Genomic DNA, 16,714 nt, shown 5'->3' on the forward strand with positions numbered 1-16,714 from the left:
GGTATGCAGCTAGTGATCTAACATAAAAGTATGGCTTCACCATAAAATATTTTAACTATGAAAAACATAGCGGTAATAGGTGCTGGAACCATGGGAAATGGTATTGCACATACATTTGCGCAAAGCGGATTTAAAGTACAATTGATTGATGTTAACAAAGCGGCATTAAATCGAGGTATGGAAACCATTACTAAAAATTTGGATAGAATGGTGGCCAAGGAAAAAATCACCGAAGTAGATAAAGTCGAAACTTTAAGTAATATTACCACTTTCACCAATTTAACCGAAGGTGTTGAGCATGCTAGCTTGGTTGTAGAAGCTGCGACCGAAAATGTGGATTTAAAGCTCAATATTTTTAAGCAACTTAATGAGGCCTGTCCAGAAGATACTATTTTAGCGACGAACACCTCCTCTATTTCCATTACACAAATAGCAGCTGTAACATCTAGACCAGAAATGGTAATAGGTATGCATTTTATGAATCCTGTTCCTATCATGAAGTTGGTTGAAATTATAAGAGGTTATAATACCAGTGGTGAAGTAACACAAACCATTATGGAACTATCCAAAGCCTTAGGTAAAATTCCTGTTGAGGTTAACGATTATCCTGGTTTTGTTGCCAACCGCATTTTAATGCCCATGCTCAATGAATCTATTGAGACCCTATACAATGGTGTGGCGGGCGTTGAAGAAATAGATACAGTCATGAAATTGGGAATGGCACACCCTATGGGCCCTTTACAATTGGCCGATTTTATAGGTTTGGATGTATGTCTTTCTATATTAAATGTCATGTACGAAGGCTTTAAAAATCCTAAATATGCGCCTTGCCCCTTATTGGTAAATATGGTTCGCGCCGGAAAATTGGGCGTGAAATCTGGTGAAGGGTTTTATGACTATTCAGAAAGCAAAAAAGCAGAAACGGTGGCTAAACAGTTTATATAGTAATCAGTGTTCAGTATTCAGTGTTCAGTAATAAATAATTTAGTATGAAGTTTCAAGATTTGACTGCTTATAAAAAAGGTTTTGATTTAGCGATGGAGATACTAGCCATAACAAAAACTTTTCCAAAAGAAGAAAGATATTCACTCACAGGCCAAATACGCAGATCATCAAGAAGTGTTTGTGCTAACATAGCAGAGGCTTATAGAAAAAGATTATATCCAAAGCATTTTGTTAGTAAACTTACCGATAGCGATGCTGAAAATTCAGAAACCCAAACTTGGTTAGAATTTTCTTTGGCATGTGAGTATATAAATAAAAATGAGTTTGATAAATTAACAATAGAGAGTATGGAAATTGGAAAATTGTTAAATTTCATGATTAGAAATTCTGATAAATCTGGCTCATCCAAAATCTCTTGATAACTTATTTCTAAAAAAACACCGAACACCGAACACTGAATACTGAACACTGAATACTAATCCATGGCTAAAATAAAACCATTTAAAGCAGTAAGACCAACAAGGGACAAAGTAAGCCTAGTAGCATCACGTTCTTATCAAACCTATACCAAAGCTGAAATTGAAGCCCGATTAAACTACAATCCGTTTTCTTTCCTACATATTATAAACCCTGGCTATAAATACGAGCATAAGATAAATGGCAAAGATCGCTACGAATTGGTTAGGAACCGCTATTTAGAATTTAAAGAAGATCACATTTTTATCCAGGATAAAAAGCCTTGCTATTATGCATACAAAATAGTTAACAGAGAAGGACATGTATTTTCGGGAATAATAGCAGCCGCAAGCACGGCAGACTACGAACAAGATATTATTAAAAGGCACGAAGATACTATTGAGTATCGTGAACAGATATTTAAAGAATACCTAAAAACAACTGGATTTAATGCAGAGCCTGTACTTCTTACCTATCCAGATAATAAGACTATTGCCAACATAATAAAAGTAACACAAGCCGTTCGTCCCGAATTTGAGTTTACTACAACCTATCGCGACACCCATTATTTATGGCTAATACATGATGACAAAACAATTAAGACTATTGAAAAGGAATTTGAATCTATTTCCACAATATATATTGCAGATGGTCACCATCGGTTGGCGTCATCATATTTGCTTTCCAATGAAATGAAATCTGAAAGCGAAAAAGACTCTTACCATTTTTTTATGGGCTATTTAATTCCCGAATCCGATTTAAGGATTTTTGAATTCAATAGACTGATCAAAGATTTAAACGGTTTGAGCAAGGAAGAATTTCTGGTTAAATTAGACACCTATTTTAGAATAGAAAACAGAGGAAAAACTTTATATCAACCTTCAAAAAAACATCATTTTAGCATGTATCTGGATGGTGATTTCTATTCGTTGTTTTTAAGAAGTATTTACAATTTTAATTCGGCTTTAGATTCGCTTGACACCCAAATTCTTTATAAAACCATTTTAGAGCCCATTTTAGGTATAACTGATTTACGTAACGATACACGTATAACTTATTGCCATGGAAAAAATAGCCTTGTTTCTATAAAAGCAAAAGTAGATTCTGGCGAGTATACTGTTGGTTTCGGGCTTGTACCTATAACCGTAGACGAATTGAAAGCCATTGCCGAAGCAGGGCAAACCATGCCCCCTAAAAGCACATTTATTACTCCTAAATTAAGAAGCGGAGTAACTATTTATGAATTCTAGTTCCTGCAAAGGCAGGGACTTCATGAAACAGCAAAAAAAATGAGTATTTCAGAAAAACTAAATAACATAAAATCCACATTACCAGATCATGTTACCCTTGTTGCGGTTTCTAAAACCAAACCCCTAGAGGATATCATGGAGGCTTACCATGCTGGCCACCTAATTTTTGGAGAGAATAAAATTCAGGAAATGGCCGACAAACATGAGCAACTACCTAAGGATATTGAGTGGCATATGATTGGTCATGTACAACGCAATAAGGTAAAATATATGGCTTCCTTTGTAAGCTTAATTCATGGTGTGGATAATTTTAAGTTGCTTAAGGAAATTGATAAACAGGCCCAAAAACATGATAGGGTTATCCAGTGCCTACTTCAAATAAAAATTGCTTCAGAAGACACCAAGTTTGGTATGGCTCCAGAAGATGCCGTTAAGCTTATACAAAGTCAGGAATTTTCAGAATTAAAACACATAAAGATTGTGGGCCTAATGGGTATGGCGACGTTTACCGATAATATGGACCAAGTAAAACAAGAGTTTATCAACTTAAAAACCATTTTCGATGCACTGGAAAAAACACAAACCCACAACTGCAAGCTACAAACTATATCTATGGGCATGAGTGGCGATTATGAACTGGCTATAGATTGTGGTAGTACCATGGTGAGGGTTGGAAGTAGTATATTTGGAGAACGGAATTATCTTTGATTAACGATTAACGATTGGAAAAGCTTTAGAGAACACAAAATTTTTAACTTTTAACTTTTAAGAAATCTACGCAATACTAGACATAGAGACCACTGGTGGTAAGTACAATGAAGAAGGAATTACTGAAGTTGCCATTTACAAGTATGATGGCCATACTGTTGTAGACCAGTTTATTAGTTTAATAAACCCAGAACGCGAGATACAACCCTTTGTGGTAAACCTTACCGGCATTAACAGCAACATGTTACGCAATGCGCCCAAATTTTATGAAATAGCCAAGCGTATCGTTGAAATTACTACCGATTGTATTTTAGTGGCCCACAATGCCCAATTCGACTATAGAATTCTATGTACCGAGTTTAGAAGGTTGGGTTTTGAATATGAACGCAGAACACTCTGTACGGTAGAATTGGCCAAACAATTAATTCCTGAACAGCCTTCATATAGCCTTGGAAAATTGGTAAGGTCTTTAGGTATTCCTGTTTCCGACAGGCATCGTGCTGCCGGTGATGCGCAAGCCACAGTGAAGCTTTTTAAAATGTTAATGGCTAAAGACTCCACGAAAACGATTATCCAAAATGCCGTTCGCTTAGATCCAAAATATCAACTGGAACCCAAGCATCTTGATATTATAGAAAGCTTACCCACTGCAACTGGCGTGTATTACATTCACAAATCCGATGGTGAAATCATTTATATTGGCAAAAGTAAAAATATAAAAAGGCGCATTAACCAGCATTTTACAAGCACCAATCACAAATCGAAAAAAATCCAGCAATTGGTAAGCACTGTAACCTACGAGGCTACTGGCAGTGAATTGGTTGCGCTTTTAAAGGAAAGTGAAGAAATAAAACGAAATAAGCCCATTTTTAACCGTGCCCTAAGGCGAACCATTTTTACACATGCCCTCTATAGCTTTACAGACGCTAACAATTACCTCAATCTAAAAATTGATATAGCCGATGGCCGAAAAAAATCCATCACGACGTTCAGTAACCGACAAAGCGGCAAAAACTTTATAACCAAAGCGGTTGAAGACTATAGCCTTTGCCAAAAACTAACGGGGCTTTATAAGACCAAAACCAGTTGTTTTAATTACGACATTAAAACCTGTAATGGCGCCTGCGTACAAAAAGAAGGCCCCGAGGCATATAACGAACGGGTTGAAATGTTAATCGACAAAAACAGTTACGCCAACAAAAATATGGTGATTATAGACAAGGGGCGGGACATAGATGAGCGTAGTGCCATATTAATTAAAAATGGTGTTTTTAAAGGCCTCGGCTTCTTCAACTTAAATTATCAAATTAACCGCATTGAGGTTTTGGAATCCATCATCACCCCCATGCAAAACAATAGGGATACCCAGCATATCATTCAAAGTTATTTGAGAAAAAACAAAAAGGTAAAGCAAATTATTTTCTAATGATGCAAAAAAAAGCACCCCTTCTCCTTCTTATCTTCTTCAGCATAGCATGTTTTGGCCAATCTAATTATAATCCTGAGTCCTATAGAGTAACCCTAGGTGATATTGAATCTAAAACCTATGAAAAAGATTCAACAGCAACAGCTTTGGTTATTTATGAAGCAGGTAATAGTTATGTCGATCAAAGTAATTATCGATTAAACACCGAAGTGAAACACAAAATAAAAATCCTGACTAAAGAGGGTTTTGACAAAGCAACCATTACGATATACCTCTACAATAAAGGCAACAAAGCCGAAAGTGTAAAGAATATTATAGCCACCACCTATAATAAAGAAGGCCATGATGTTACGAAGCATTCCTTGGATAAAGCACACATATACGAGGAAAAATACGATGAGAACCATACCTTAGTTAAGTTTACATTACCAAATGTAAAAGCAGGTTCTGTTATTACCTATAGTTATACTATAGTTTCTCCTTATATGTTTAAATATAAAGGTTGGAACTTCCAAGGCGACATCCCTAAACTATACAGTGACTATAAGACCAGTATTCCTGCCAACTGGTATTATAATGTGAAATTGGTAGGTTACAAAAAGTTAGATATACAAACTTCAGATATCAAGAAAAGGTGTTTAGAAGGTTCCAGGGGAGCGTATTCAGATTGTAGTGTTAGCCATTATGCCATGAAGGACATCCCGGCTTTTATTGAAGAGGACTATATGACGCACCAATCCAATTATTTGGCTAGAATTGAATATGAATTAATGACGTTTAAAAACTTTGAAGGCCAAGAATTTAACTATACAAAATCATGGAAAACGGTAGATAAGGAATTTAGAACAGATAAAGACATTGGCAGGCAATTATCAAAATCTATTAAACTAGAAGATTTCTTTGATGCTAAACTCGTTAATGAACCCGATCTTTACCTAAAGGCTAATACGATCTATAAATTTATTCAGGACAATTATACCTGGAATGGAAAGTTTAGGATTTTTGAAGATGTATCGGTTAAAGACCTCATTAAAAATAAAACAGGAAACGTATCTTCCATCAATATTTTATTGCACAATCTATTAAATGAAGCTGGAATTGATGCCAAGCCTGTATTAGCTTCTACTAGAAATAATGGATTCCCCACTAAAATTTATCCGGTTATTTCAGACTTTAATTATGTCATTGTTCAGGCTACAATAGATTCTAAAACCTATTTACTCGATGCCACAGATGATTATTTAAGTTTTGGGGAAGTCCCCTTTAGATGCTTAAATAGTTATGGCAGATTAATGGATTTCGAAAAAGGAAGTGAATGGATAGACATAAAGCCCAAAGGGATATCTGCTATATACTATAACATGGACTTGGCCATTGATGATGATGGCATAATTTCCGGAACAGTGAAAAGCAAAACAACAGGATACCATGCCCTAAGTGATAAAAAAAACTACTTTTCCAATAGTGAAAGCTATCTAGAAAAACTACAGGACAAATTTCTAAATGCCGAAGTCTACAATCTTAACGTAGACACAGAAGATAAAACCAGCTTTGACTTTGTAAAAAGTTATGCCATAGAATATAATATTGAGGACACTGGCGACAACACCTATTTAAATCCTTTTTTTATTAAATTCTTTAAAGAGAACCCCTTCAAGTTACAGGAAAGAACCTATCCTATTGATTTTGGCTATGAGGACAGTTATTTTTTTCTTCTAAACTTAAACTTGGGCGATCAATACGAACTTGTAGAACAACCAGAAGATGCTAGCTTAGTATTGCCTAATAATGCAGGTAGGATTGTTTTTTCTACCAAACTAACAAACAACACTTTACATGTACTTTTAAGAATTGAGTTTAAATCATCACAATTTTCACCAGAATACTATCCCTACCTAAAAGAATTCATGAATAAAGTTGTTTCTATTCAAAATAACTCACTAATATTATTAAAGCGAAAATGATCCACCTTTTTTAGTACTTTTGGATATATGAGTAAATTTACAAGAAACAGATGGCGATTAAAGCTTCAGGAAATTATTTATGAAGCCGACACACCTGCTGGAAAGTTATTTGACATTATATTGCTAATTACAATTTTAGCAAGTATTATTTTGGTCATGCTGGAAAGTGTTGAAAGTATTGATAATACCTATCACAACTTCCTAAACATTTCTGAATGGGTCATTACTATTTTATTTAGTATTGAATATATCGCCCGAATTTTAACTGTAAAAAAACCATTTAAGTACGTATTAAGTTTTTATGGTATAGTAGATTTTTTATCTACAATACCCAAATACATTTCTTTAATTATAGGTGGTGTTCACGCTTTGGCTGCATTAAGGGCTTTGCGTTTATTGCGAGTATTTCGAATATTAAAATTGGCCCGCTACCTTGGTGCATCAAACACCCTTGTAAATGCTATTAAGGCAAGTCGTGCAAAAATTTCGGTGTTTTTATTTGCTGTACTTATAGTTGCCGTTATTTTAGGTGCCATCATGTATTTAGTTGAAGGTGAAGCAAATGGTTTCACCAACATCCCCAAGAGCGTCTATTGGTGTATTGTAACCCTAACTACAGTGGGCTTTGGAGATATTGCGCCACAAACACCTTTAGGTCAGTTTATTGCCTCCTTAGTTATGATATTAGGTTACGGTATTATAGCTGTGCCCACTGGTATTGTTTCTGCAGAATATACCAGCCAAAGTAAAGCCAGTAAAGTAAAGGAAGCCATGGGGAATTCAGAAAGCATCCCAAATACTGTTCCAGTTAACTCGCAATGCTGTTCGAATTGTTTAAGCGAATCGCATCGCGATGATGCCGAATTTTGTTTTAAATGCGGCCATAAATTACATCATGAGTAAGTATCTTATTTCCATTATTGGGCCTACAGCCATAGGCAAAACAGCCTTAAGTATTAAATTGGCACAGCATTTTAATACGGAAATCATTTCGGCAGATTCCCGGCAGTTTTTTAAAGAAATGCAAATTGGCACAGCAGCGCCAACCCAAGCCGAATTAGCCCAAGCCAAGCATCATTTTATCCATCATAAGTCCGTTCAAGACCAGTACAATGTTGGGGCATTCGAAAGGGACGCTTTGCTTTGTTTGGATGAATTATTCAAAAACCACAATATTGTCATTATGGTTGGTGGTTCCGGATTATATGTAGACGCCGTTACTAAGGGCTTGGATGATTTTCCAGATGTAGACGAATCCATTAGAAAAACCTTAAACCAAGATTTAGAAACCAAAGGTTTGGAGCATCTTCAAAAGCAGTTGGAAATGTTGGATCCAAAATCATATGGAACGATTGCCATAGATAATCCCCACCGTGTAATTCGTGCGCTGGAGATATGCATTGGCACTGGAAAACCCTATTCTTCATACTTAAATAAGAAAAATACAAACCGCCCTTTTAAAACCATAACTATTGGACTTCATGCCGAACGTGCCATTATTTATGACCGTATAAACCAAAGAGTGGATATGATGGTTGAAGAAGGCCTTATAGATGAAGTAAAGGCACTACTACCCTATCAGCATTTAAATGCTTTAAATACGGTAGGCTATAAGGAACTTTTCAATTATTTTAGTGGGGCGTGGACTTTGGATTTTGCCATTTCTGAAATTAAAAAGAATTCAAGGCGCTTTGCCAAGCGGCAACTTACTTGGTTTAAAAAACAAGAAGAGGCTATTTGGTTTGATTATTTAACCCCTGTGGATGCAATTATAAAAAAGGTACACAGTACTATTAATGCTGAAAATTGATTTGGTATGAATTTACCCGATGAAAGCCCTTTAGATAATCCGGTTTGGTTTTCATTAACCGAACACCAGTCCAATTATGCCATAGATTATGGCCATGTAAAATTCTACCATCCAGATTATACGCCTTTTGGGGCTTTTATAAACCATCAGGATACAAGTGCTGCCATTGAAAAACATGCGCAATTGATCAAGGAATTTTTTATTGTAGGAGACCAACCTAAAATGCCAGTACATTTTAATCCACCAAAACAATATATTGGGTTACAGATGATTATTTATAACCATATAGACCACCCAATAACTGAACCTGTTGTGGAACTAACCGATGCGCATTACGACGATTTAATTGAACTGATAAAATTGGTCTACCCAGAATATTTTAAACCTAAAACCCAAAGGTTAGGACAGTATTTTGGAATCTATAAAGATGGTAAATTGGTAGCAGCCACTGGTGAACGTATGCAAACCAAAGATTTTATTGAAATAAGTGCCGTAATCACCCACCCAGAACATACCGGTAAAGGCTATGCCAAACAGCTGATAGCCCACACGGCTAGCGGCATCTTTAACAAAGGCAAAATACCTTTTTTACATGTCGATGAAACTAATACAGGAGCCATTCAACTGTATAAAAAATTAGGGTTTAAAACCAGAAGAACCTTTAGCTTTTGGAAGATTAGCAGTTAAGCAATATGATCTCCGCTTTCACATCATTTTAAAACCGCCTTCTTAAACTCTTTTTTTTTGAATTGTAAGAATATTAGCTATATTATCGGATAAATATAATGGAAATAAGCGTAATTGTGTTTATTGACTAGTTGTGGTGCATTTTCACCGATCGCTAAAAAAGAACAAAATTCTGTATTATTAATTCAAAATATTTTCTAAATTTGTATCTAAATGGATACATTTTAAATGGTAATCACCGAAAAGACAAGCGAATTCGATAAGTGGATTAGAAAGCTCAAAGATTTAAGAGCAAAAGCAAAAATTATCTTCCGAATACAGAAACTCGAAACGGACGGACATTTCGGAGATTGTAAACCTGTTGGAGACGGAATTAGCGAAATGCGAATTAATTATGCTAAAGGCTATCGAATTTACTTCAAAGAAAAAGGAGACAAGATTGTGGTCCTTTTGATTGGCGGAGATAAATTGACCCAACAAAAGGACGTTAAAAAAGCAAAAGAAATTTGGAACAGAATAAAAGACGAATAAAATGGTAACTACGAAATTTGACATTGCGGATTATCTGGACAGCGAAGAAATGATTGCTGAATATCTGAACACTGTTCTTGAAGATGGGGACAGTTCTGATTTGATAGTCGCAATCGGACATATTGCAAAAGCAATCGGAATGACCAAAATTGCAGAAAAAACTGGAATGAGCCGGCCAAGTCTTTACAAGGCATTGTCGGACGGAGCAAAACCACAGTTCGGAACAATAATGAAAGTTCTGAAAGCAATTGGCGGACAAATCAACGTAAAACCAATGTCAGCGTAAAAAAAACGACACCACAATAATAGCTATAAGTAATTGCTTGTTAGCGCCTACTTCTGAAAATCCTTTCGGATTTTCTATTCGGTTTGTATTTGCTAAATTAGGTGCTTAAAATACGCAACTAATCTTACACAAACACGTTACAATCAAGCAAAAAAGAAATGAAGTACATCATAACCGTAATTTTACTTATAATAATAATTTCATCTTGTCACAACAAATCTAAAAATGGAGGATATTTAATAAATGGGATAGCTGAAAATGTATCTGACAGCACTAAAGTTTTATTATACCTCTACCCAAAAATGGATGAAATAGCTGATTCCACATTTGTAATCAATGAAGAATTCCGATTTAAGGGGAATCTAAGCCGTCCGAGATTAGCGCATTTAAGAATTATCGAAAGCAGAGATGATAAGACATTTTGGCTTGAGAATCAACAAATAGATTTCATTGGTAAGAAAGGCAACTTTTTCAATGGAAGAATCAAAGGTTCAGAAACACAGAAAGAATCGGAACTACTTTTGAAAAGAAAAGACTCTATTTTTAAAGAAATGGAAAAGCTCGAAGCGAAGGTTACGGAAAAAAACCGAGATTCACTTTTTGAGATTTATGAAAAAATGCAAGATGTAGAAATTGAGATTAATAATAAGTTTATTCAAGATTATCCCAACTCTTTCGAAAGCCTGACTCGCCTAAATTGGTCTAAAGAACGAATGGGGAGTGAAAAAACATCCATAGTCTTCTCATATTTAAATTCGGAATTAAAGTCTACTGAAGAAGGAAAAGCAATAGAAGAGTTTATTTCTAATAATAGAAACTTAAAAATTGGGGATAAATTTGTAGATATTGAACAAGCTAATATAAAGGGGGAAATGACAAAACTCTCCAAAATACATAAAAATTACACCCTTATAGAATTTTGGGCTTCTTGGTGCGGCCCTTGTAGAAGTTTCAACCCAGAACTGGTTGAACAATACAAACTATACAAGGGTAAAGGTTTTGAAATTTTCGGAGTATCATTAGACACCGACAAAGAAAAATGGAAGAAAGCAATAAAAAAGGATGGTCTGAATTGGGAAAATGTAAGTGATTTAAAAGGAGCTAACAACCAAGCTGCCGTGACTTATGGCGTTAGGGATATTCCCGATAACCTTTTGATTAATGAGAAGGGTGTAATCATCGCTAGATTTATAAGGGGACAAAAGTTAGAAGAAAAATTGAAAGAATTATTTGATGATAAATAATGCCAGCTTGTAACAATGAAAAATATTCATTATTGTTTTTTAAAGCTCTTTTGTTAGGGTGGTCATTCCCATTGTTATTATTTTCACAAGCAAGTAGTCCAGATACAAAAAAGCTTGTAGATGATTTACAAGTTTTGTCTAAACAAAAATCTTCAGACTTGGTTTATTTCCAAACCAGCAAAGGCATTTATGAAACAGAAGAAGATGTATGGTTTAAAGGTTATGTGCTAAATCCTCAATCTTATACATTATCCGCTCAAAGTAAAACCCTATTCGTACAACTTATAAATGACAAAACCCAACAAGCTGTTTGGGAAGAAAAATATGAAATAGAAAATGGCATTGTAGATGGGCATTTGTATTTACAGGATTCATTACAAGCTGGAGGCTATACCCTAACAGCATATAGCCCCCATTCTTTTTATAAGAATACTTCTGAGTTTTACGCAGCAAGAAAATTAAGGGTAGTAAAAAAGATAACAGAAAATAGAATGGTAGTTGAGGTAACTAAGGACAGTGTTTTTGATTTTAAGATGTTTCCTGAAGGCGGGCACCTTGTTTCGGGCATACGAAACACCCTAGCATTTAAAGCTACTAATAGTAAATGTGAACCTGTAATAGTGTCAGGAACTTTGTTTGAGAACAATAAGCCTTTAATAGAATTCAAATCTGTACATGCAGGTATGGGGCGTTTTGTTTTTAAACCTGATATTAATAAAACATATTATGTAGAAATTTCTAATCCAAAATCCACCAAGCGATACAGCATACCCAAAATACAAACTAAAGGTATGTCTATGCAACTTGTTGGAAGTAACAAAGATTTTTTATTATTTAATATTGCGCAAAGTAAAGCATTAAAAGAAACCGTAATATACTTGAGGTTGCAAGTAAGAGGTGAAGTTTATAGTTTGGCTAAAACCAACTTAAATAGTCAGGTAAAAATAAGAGTTCCTTTAAAGGATGTACCTAAAGGCATTGCAGAAGTTACCCTCTTTAATGCCAATTTTGAGCCTATTTGTGAACGATTGGTTTTTATAAAGCAGGATCAAAAATTATATATAAAAACAACACTCGATAAGAGCGAATACAGCATCCGCGAAAAGGCAACTTTAAAAATACAAGTAACAGATGAACACCAACAACCGGTAGTAGCTCATTTGGGAGTTAGTATTTACGATAAAATCTACAAAAACCCAAAAGACGCAAAAAACATTGTTACGCATTATCATTTAACCACACAGTTAAAAGGAAAACTGTACAATCCTGCATACTACTTTGACTTAAAAAGCCAAAATAGAAAAGAAGCTCTGAATTTATTGCTGTTAACCCAAGGATGGCGGCGTTATGTTTGGAATGAAACCAATTTAAAAGAACAAAGCAAACCAAAACAAATTGTTTTTGATGATATTAAAGGAAAGATAACATTACCTAAGAAACTTCAGAAAAAACCGCAGCAATCCTTACCCGCTTTAATAGCATACAATCCCCAAAATGAAGGACAGAAAAAAATTATTTTTGTGGACTCAACCAAAACATTTACCATTGAACCAAAGCATTTAAAAATGGGCAGGCAAGTATATTTAAAATTATTGGCTTCCCAAAAACCAAAATACACCTTTAATATCAATGATTATGCCTTTAAAGCAATAAATGCTATAAGAAAAACAAAGGCGATAAATTATCCCTTAGTAGATAGAAATACTATAAAACCTGAAAAAGTGAAACCTTTTAAATATCCGTCAGATATTAAGGTTTTGGATGAAGTAATGGTAAAGGCAAAAAAACGAAAAGTACACCGTGATAAATATTTAGGAAAATTAGATAGTATTGCTAAATTAGAAATGACTACTGATTATGTGTGTAAAGAAAACATTCTAAATTGTCCAGTACACGGTCCTTTTGAAAAAGGCAATAAAAAACCTGTAGAAGGAAAAATCTATGGTATACATTGGAGGACTGTCTATGAGGAACATGGAGGACCACCTCCCAGTGGTATTATACCTAAACATCCTCCTTATAAATATCCCGTATTAACAGATGAATATTTGATGTCTAGGTTTAATCTACTTAGAGTTAAAGGCTATTATGGAAAAAGAGAGTTTTACCAACCTGTTTATGATAATGAGAAAAGTATTGAAGATCCTTTTCCAGATTATCGTAACACTCTGTATTGGAATCCATCAGTTATTACAAATGAAAAAGGAGTGGCGACTCTAGAGTTTTTTTGTTCAGATATTAATACTAATTTCATTGGAAATATAGAGGGGGTTGGTGGTAATGGATTGTTAGGCAATGTATTATTTGAATTTTTTATAACTAAATTAACTGACTAAGAAACATGTGCATACGAAAAATCCTGCTTGTAACACCTAAAATTAATTGCTCATGTATGCCTAATTATGAAAATCCTCACAGATTTTCTATTCGATCTGTATTTGCTAAATTAAGTGCTTAAACCACGCAACTAATCTTATACATAAACGTTAGCTGTAAGTATTAACCTCCTAAGAGAAATTAAATAAATTTACCATGATGAAAAAGAACTTTAACGATTTAGCACTTTTAATATTAAGAGTTGGCTTTGGTGGCTTTATGCTTACCCATGGCATTCCAAAAATAAGTATGTTATCAAACCCTTCCGATTTTGGTGACCCAATAGGTGTTGGCGCTACAATATCCTTAATTTTAGCACTTATTGGAGAAGTTGTCGCACCAATGCTATTAATTATAGGCTTTAAAACAAAATGGGCTGCAATTCCTGCTGCAATTACTATGTTTGTTGCTGCATTTATAGTACATGCCAAAGACGATTTAGCTACCAAAGAACATGCTATATTGTTTTTTATAGCCTTTGTTGTGATGTTTCTAGCAGGAGCTGGAAAATATTCAGTTGATAAAGCATAATAAGTTTTGTAGTGTTAATGAAGGTTCGGAATTTATTGAAACTATAAATAATGGTGAAAATAAGACATAATTAAGCCCTTAAAAGGGCTTATATTTTCTCATGTAAATTCCTTGCGGCCAAAAATCATGGGGCTTAAAAAGACGTAAAATGTATTGTAGGGAGGCTTTAAAACCAGGCGAACCCTTAGCTTTTGGAAGATTAGCTGTTAAACAATATGGTCTCCACTTTCTTATTATTTTAAAACCACCTTCTAAATCTGTAAATTCTTTTTGAATTGTAAGAATATTAATTATATTTATCAGGTAAATACAATGGAAATAAACGGAATTGTGTTTATTGACTAGTTGTGCTACATATGACCAACATTGATAATTTGAACTAATAATTTGAGAAAGTATATAAAATATCTGATTTCCTTCCTTCTGATTTTCGGTCTGACCGTTAACGATGGTTCTATATTTTCACAAACTAATTCTTCAAACTACTATCAAGTTTCACGAATACATTCCAGAAAAGAATTTAGACATAAATATTCGGGATTATATGTTTACGGCAGACCGCTTCTAACAGAAAGAATATTTGTTAAGCTGATTTCATATCTCAATCTTCGAGATGTTTTTAGTGTTCAAATTACAAGAGTTTTAAATTTACAAATTGAAAAGTACCAAAAAATAACTTCAAAAATAGCTCGATACGTTTTCCTGAATAAAACATTCGTGTCCAGCAATCAATATCCAGGTTTATACATAGCATAGAATAAATTTTCATTCTGTGTGAATGTGCACTTTGCTGCATAAATGATAAAACAAATGTCAAACCATTTATCATTACTAAAATGTATAAACAAAAGAATAAAACCTATTTGGAGAAATCCAAACATTTCTTCCATTCTATAAAAAGATCGTTTATTTTAATCATTACCGCAGTTATGCTTGGAATGTCCAATGCAATGTATGATGAAGATAAAATGATTGATGGAAAGCAAAATCATACCGAACAAAAACATAAATAGATTAAATAATAACAGTTAAATACGTTGCGCAACATCGTATAAGATTAGCTACAATTAAAACAAACAAATGGAAACAGAAAACATTTCACGAATATTAATTCTCACTCACGTTGGATTTGGCAGTCTCGCTTTATTATCAGGGCAATTTCAATCATTGCTAAAAAGGGAGATTTTTTACATAAGAGATCAGGTAAAATATTTTATTACGCATTACTTACATCTGCATTACTATCTCTTATTGTGTCCCTAATACCAACCCACCGAAGTCCATTTCTATTCTGCCTTGGATTATTCAGTTTATACTTTATTATTGGTGGTTATAGAAGTCTAGCATTTAAGAAAAAAGGCGTGTCATTTCGGTTTGATAAAATCATTGCCTATTTTATAATACTTGTAGGAATTGCGATGATGACATATCCTATTCTATTAAATGGCAAAATAAACCCTGTTCTATTCGTTTTTGGAGCGGTTAGTATATTATTTGGTGTTATTGATCTTTTATTTTTTCAAAACTTAAATAGAACTAGAGAAAATTGGTTAAATATACATTTGTCCAAAATGATAAGTGGTTACGTCGCAACAGTGACAGCATTTGTAGTTAATCAATGGGCTCTTGGGATTTGGGGTTGGTTTATACCAACAATTTTCGGGAATATTTATTTGATTTATTGGTTGATTAAATTAAATAGAAAAAAACTGTAGTTAAGCCGTGTATAATTAATTGCTTTGGCAAGTGATTATTTGGAAAATTCCTTCGGAATTTTCTCTGGCAAGTTTTTGTTTACTAAATTACAGGCTAAACCACGCAACTAACCATACACGAACACGTTAAACGGAACTATGAAAAAAACACTCCTAATTAAAACTACAGTTAATTGAAATGAATATAGAAAAGATACTTATTGAAATTGGAGAAGTCTACTCACCATTAACTTATGAATGTCATCAGGAATTCATTGCAAATTCAAAATTTGTTACCTTCAAAAAAGGTGATATTATAGTTAGGGAAGGGCAATATTCCAAAAAAGCATATTTAATTATTGAAGGTTGTGCAAGAGCTTATTATTTGAAAGATGGAAAAGATATTTCTGATTGGTTTACGTTTGAAAATCAGTTTATGGCTTCCATTGTAAGTTTCTTTAGTAATCAGCCCAGTCCACATTATGTAGAGTTTGTAGAAGAATCGAAAGTCCTTGAGTTTTCAAAAGAAACAGTAGACCTATTATCAAAGAATTTCCACGATTTTGAACGATTTATTAGTAAAGTAGTTACAGAAACTATGCTGGGACTTTGCGAAAGGTTGCACACCATTCAATTCTCAAAAGCAGAAGAAAGATATCAAAACTTAATAAGTATTTATCCAGACATTACTCAACGAATACCACTTACCCATATTGCTTCTTATTTAGGAATTACACTTGAAACACTTAGTCGAATTCGCAACCCTAAAGTTCGAATTTGATTTATATCAAATGATAAACCTCCCA

17 protein-coding genes are annotated in these 16,714 nt (G+C 34.1%); all 17 read left to right on the plus strand.

All coding sequences use genetic code 11. From position 1 onward, the window contains the following. The first annotated feature begins 57 nt into the window (after positions 1-57). Positions 58-945 (plus strand): 3-hydroxyacyl-CoA dehydrogenase family protein, encoded by an 888-nt coding sequence (locus MR062_RS14255; protein ID WP_242205447.1) that lies wholly within the window; start codon positions 58-60, stop codon positions 943-945. A 44-nt stretch (positions 946-989) separates the two neighbouring features. After that, positions 990-1,364 carry a four helix bundle protein gene (locus tag MR062_RS14260; protein WP_242205449.1) on the plus strand — a complete coding sequence of 125 codons (375 nt, stop codon included), beginning with the start codon at positions 990-992 and terminating at the stop codon, positions 1,362-1,364. Between the two features lie 63 nt (positions 1,365-1,427). Beyond that, positions 1,428-2,651, plus strand: a complete 1,224-nt coding sequence (locus MR062_RS14265; protein ID WP_242205451.1) for a DUF1015 domain-containing protein — start codon at positions 1,428-1,430, stop codon at positions 2,649-2,651. A gap of 39 nt (positions 2,652-2,690) precedes the next feature. Further along, entirely contained in the window at positions 2,691-3,359 is a 669-nt protein-coding gene (locus MR062_RS14270; protein ID WP_242205453.1) for a YggS family pyridoxal phosphate-dependent enzyme, read from the plus strand. A gap of 64 nt (positions 3,360-3,423) precedes the next feature. Further along, positions 3,424-4,785 carry an exonuclease domain-containing protein gene (locus tag MR062_RS14275; protein ID WP_242205527.1) on the plus strand — a complete coding sequence of 454 codons (1,362 nt, stop codon included), beginning with the start codon at positions 3,424-3,426 and terminating at the stop codon, positions 4,783-4,785. Next, on the plus strand, positions 4,785-6,749 hold the full coding sequence (locus MR062_RS14280) for a DUF3857 domain-containing protein (protein ID WP_242205455.1): 1,965 nt from the start codon (positions 4,785-4,787) through the stop codon (positions 6,747-6,749). The genes MR062_RS14275 and MR062_RS14280 overlap by 1 nt, the downstream gene beginning before the upstream one ends. A 27-nt stretch (positions 6,750-6,776) precedes the next feature. Further along, a complete protein-coding gene (locus tag MR062_RS14285; RefSeq protein ID WP_242205458.1) occupies positions 6,777-7,652 on the plus strand; it encodes an ion transporter in 876 nt (291 codons plus the stop codon). Further along, positions 7,645-8,559: a tRNA (adenosine(37)-N6)-dimethylallyltransferase MiaA gene (miaA, locus tag MR062_RS14290; RefSeq protein ID WP_242205460.1), complete on the plus strand. Its 915-nt coding sequence runs from the start codon at positions 7,645-7,647 to the stop codon at positions 8,557-8,559. The genes MR062_RS14285 and miaA overlap by 8 nt, the downstream gene beginning before the upstream one ends. Positions 8,560-8,565: 6 nt before the next feature. Beyond that, positions 8,566-9,246 (plus strand): GNAT family N-acetyltransferase, encoded by a 681-nt coding sequence (locus tag MR062_RS14295; protein ID WP_242205462.1) that lies wholly within the window; start codon positions 8,566-8,568, stop codon positions 9,244-9,246. Positions 9,247-9,474: 228 nt separating this feature from the next. After that, positions 9,475-9,777: a type II toxin-antitoxin system RelE/ParE family toxin gene (locus MR062_RS14300; protein WP_242205464.1), complete on the plus strand. Its 303-nt coding sequence runs from the start codon at positions 9,475-9,477 to the stop codon at positions 9,775-9,777. Position 9,778: 1 nt separating this feature from the next. Beyond that, positions 9,779-10,063 carry an addiction module antidote protein gene (locus MR062_RS14305; RefSeq protein WP_242205466.1) on the plus strand — a complete coding sequence of 95 codons (285 nt, stop codon included), beginning with the start codon at positions 9,779-9,781 and terminating at the stop codon, positions 10,061-10,063. Between the two features lie 158 nt (positions 10,064-10,221). Beyond that, complete coding sequence (locus MR062_RS14310; RefSeq protein WP_242205468.1) at positions 10,222-11,307, plus strand: TlpA disulfide reductase family protein; 1,086 nt, start codon at positions 10,222-10,224, stop codon at positions 11,305-11,307. Between the two features lie 32 nt (positions 11,308-11,339). Continuing rightward, on the plus strand, positions 11,340-13,643 hold the full coding sequence (locus tag MR062_RS14315) for a hypothetical protein (protein ID WP_242205471.1): 2,304 nt from the start codon (positions 11,340-11,342) through the stop codon (positions 13,641-13,643). Between the two features lie 196 nt (positions 13,644-13,839). Further along, positions 13,840-14,214 carry a DoxX family protein gene (locus MR062_RS14320; RefSeq protein ID WP_242205473.1) on the plus strand — a complete coding sequence of 125 codons (375 nt, stop codon included), beginning with the start codon at positions 13,840-13,842 and terminating at the stop codon, positions 14,212-14,214. An 836-nt stretch (positions 14,215-15,050) separates the two neighbouring features. Further along, entirely contained in the window at positions 15,051-15,227 is a 177-nt protein-coding gene (locus MR062_RS14325; RefSeq protein ID WP_242205475.1) for a hypothetical protein, read from the plus strand. Between the two features lie 348 nt (positions 15,228-15,575). Then, the gene (locus tag MR062_RS14330; RefSeq protein ID WP_242205477.1) at positions 15,576-15,929 is read left to right on the plus strand and encodes a hypothetical protein; all 354 of its coding nucleotides are present in this window, start codon (positions 15,576-15,578) and stop codon (positions 15,927-15,929) included. Positions 15,930-16,107: 178 nt separating this feature from the next. Continuing rightward, positions 16,108-16,689: a Crp/Fnr family transcriptional regulator gene (locus MR062_RS14335; protein WP_242205479.1), complete on the plus strand. Its 582-nt coding sequence runs from the start codon at positions 16,108-16,110 to the stop codon at positions 16,687-16,689. The last annotated feature ends 25 nt before the right edge of the window (positions 16,690-16,714 follow it).

The organism is Aestuariivivens insulae (genome assembly GCF_022662195.1).
GTDB classification, from domain to species: domain Bacteria; phylum Bacteroidota; class Bacteroidia; order Flavobacteriales; family Flavobacteriaceae; genus Aestuariivivens; species Aestuariivivens insulae.

Coding starts and splice junctions, on each gene's coding strand:
- MR062_RS14325 (WP_242205475.1), top strand. CDS start 15,051: ATGTATAAACAAAAGAATAAAACCTATTTGGAGAAATCCAAACATTTC.
- MR062_RS14320 (WP_242205473.1), top strand. CDS start 13,840: ATGATGAAAAAGAACTTTAACGATTTAGCACTTTTAATATTAAGAGTT.
- MR062_RS14300 (WP_242205464.1), top strand. CDS start 9,475: ATGGTAATCACCGAAAAGACAAGCGAATTCGATAAGTGGATTAGAAAG.
- MR062_RS14280 (WP_242205455.1), top strand. CDS start 4,785: ATGATGCAAAAAAAAGCACCCCTTCTCCTTCTTATCTTCTTCAGCATA.
- MR062_RS14260 (WP_242205449.1), top strand. CDS start 990: ATGAAGTTTCAAGATTTGACTGCTTATAAAAAAGGTTTTGATTTAGCG.
- MR062_RS14265 (WP_242205451.1), top strand. CDS start 1,428: ATGGCTAAAATAAAACCATTTAAAGCAGTAAGACCAACAAGGGACAAA.
- miaA (WP_242205460.1), top strand. CDS start 7,645: ATGAGTAAGTATCTTATTTCCATTATTGGGCCTACAGCCATAGGCAAA.
- MR062_RS14310 (WP_242205468.1), top strand. CDS start 10,222: ATGAAGTACATCATAACCGTAATTTTACTTATAATAATAATTTCATCT.
- MR062_RS14270 (WP_242205453.1), top strand. CDS start 2,691: ATGAGTATTTCAGAAAAACTAAATAACATAAAATCCACATTACCAGAT.
- MR062_RS14335 (WP_242205479.1), top strand. CDS start 16,108: ATGAATATAGAAAAGATACTTATTGAAATTGGAGAAGTCTACTCACCA.
- MR062_RS14255 (WP_242205447.1), top strand. CDS start 58: ATGAAAAACATAGCGGTAATAGGTGCTGGAACCATGGGAAATGGTATT.
- MR062_RS14295 (WP_242205462.1), top strand. CDS start 8,566: ATGAATTTACCCGATGAAAGCCCTTTAGATAATCCGGTTTGGTTTTCA.
- MR062_RS14285 (WP_242205458.1), top strand. CDS start 6,777: ATGAGTAAATTTACAAGAAACAGATGGCGATTAAAGCTTCAGGAAATT.
- MR062_RS14305 (WP_242205466.1), top strand. CDS start 9,779: ATGGTAACTACGAAATTTGACATTGCGGATTATCTGGACAGCGAAGAA.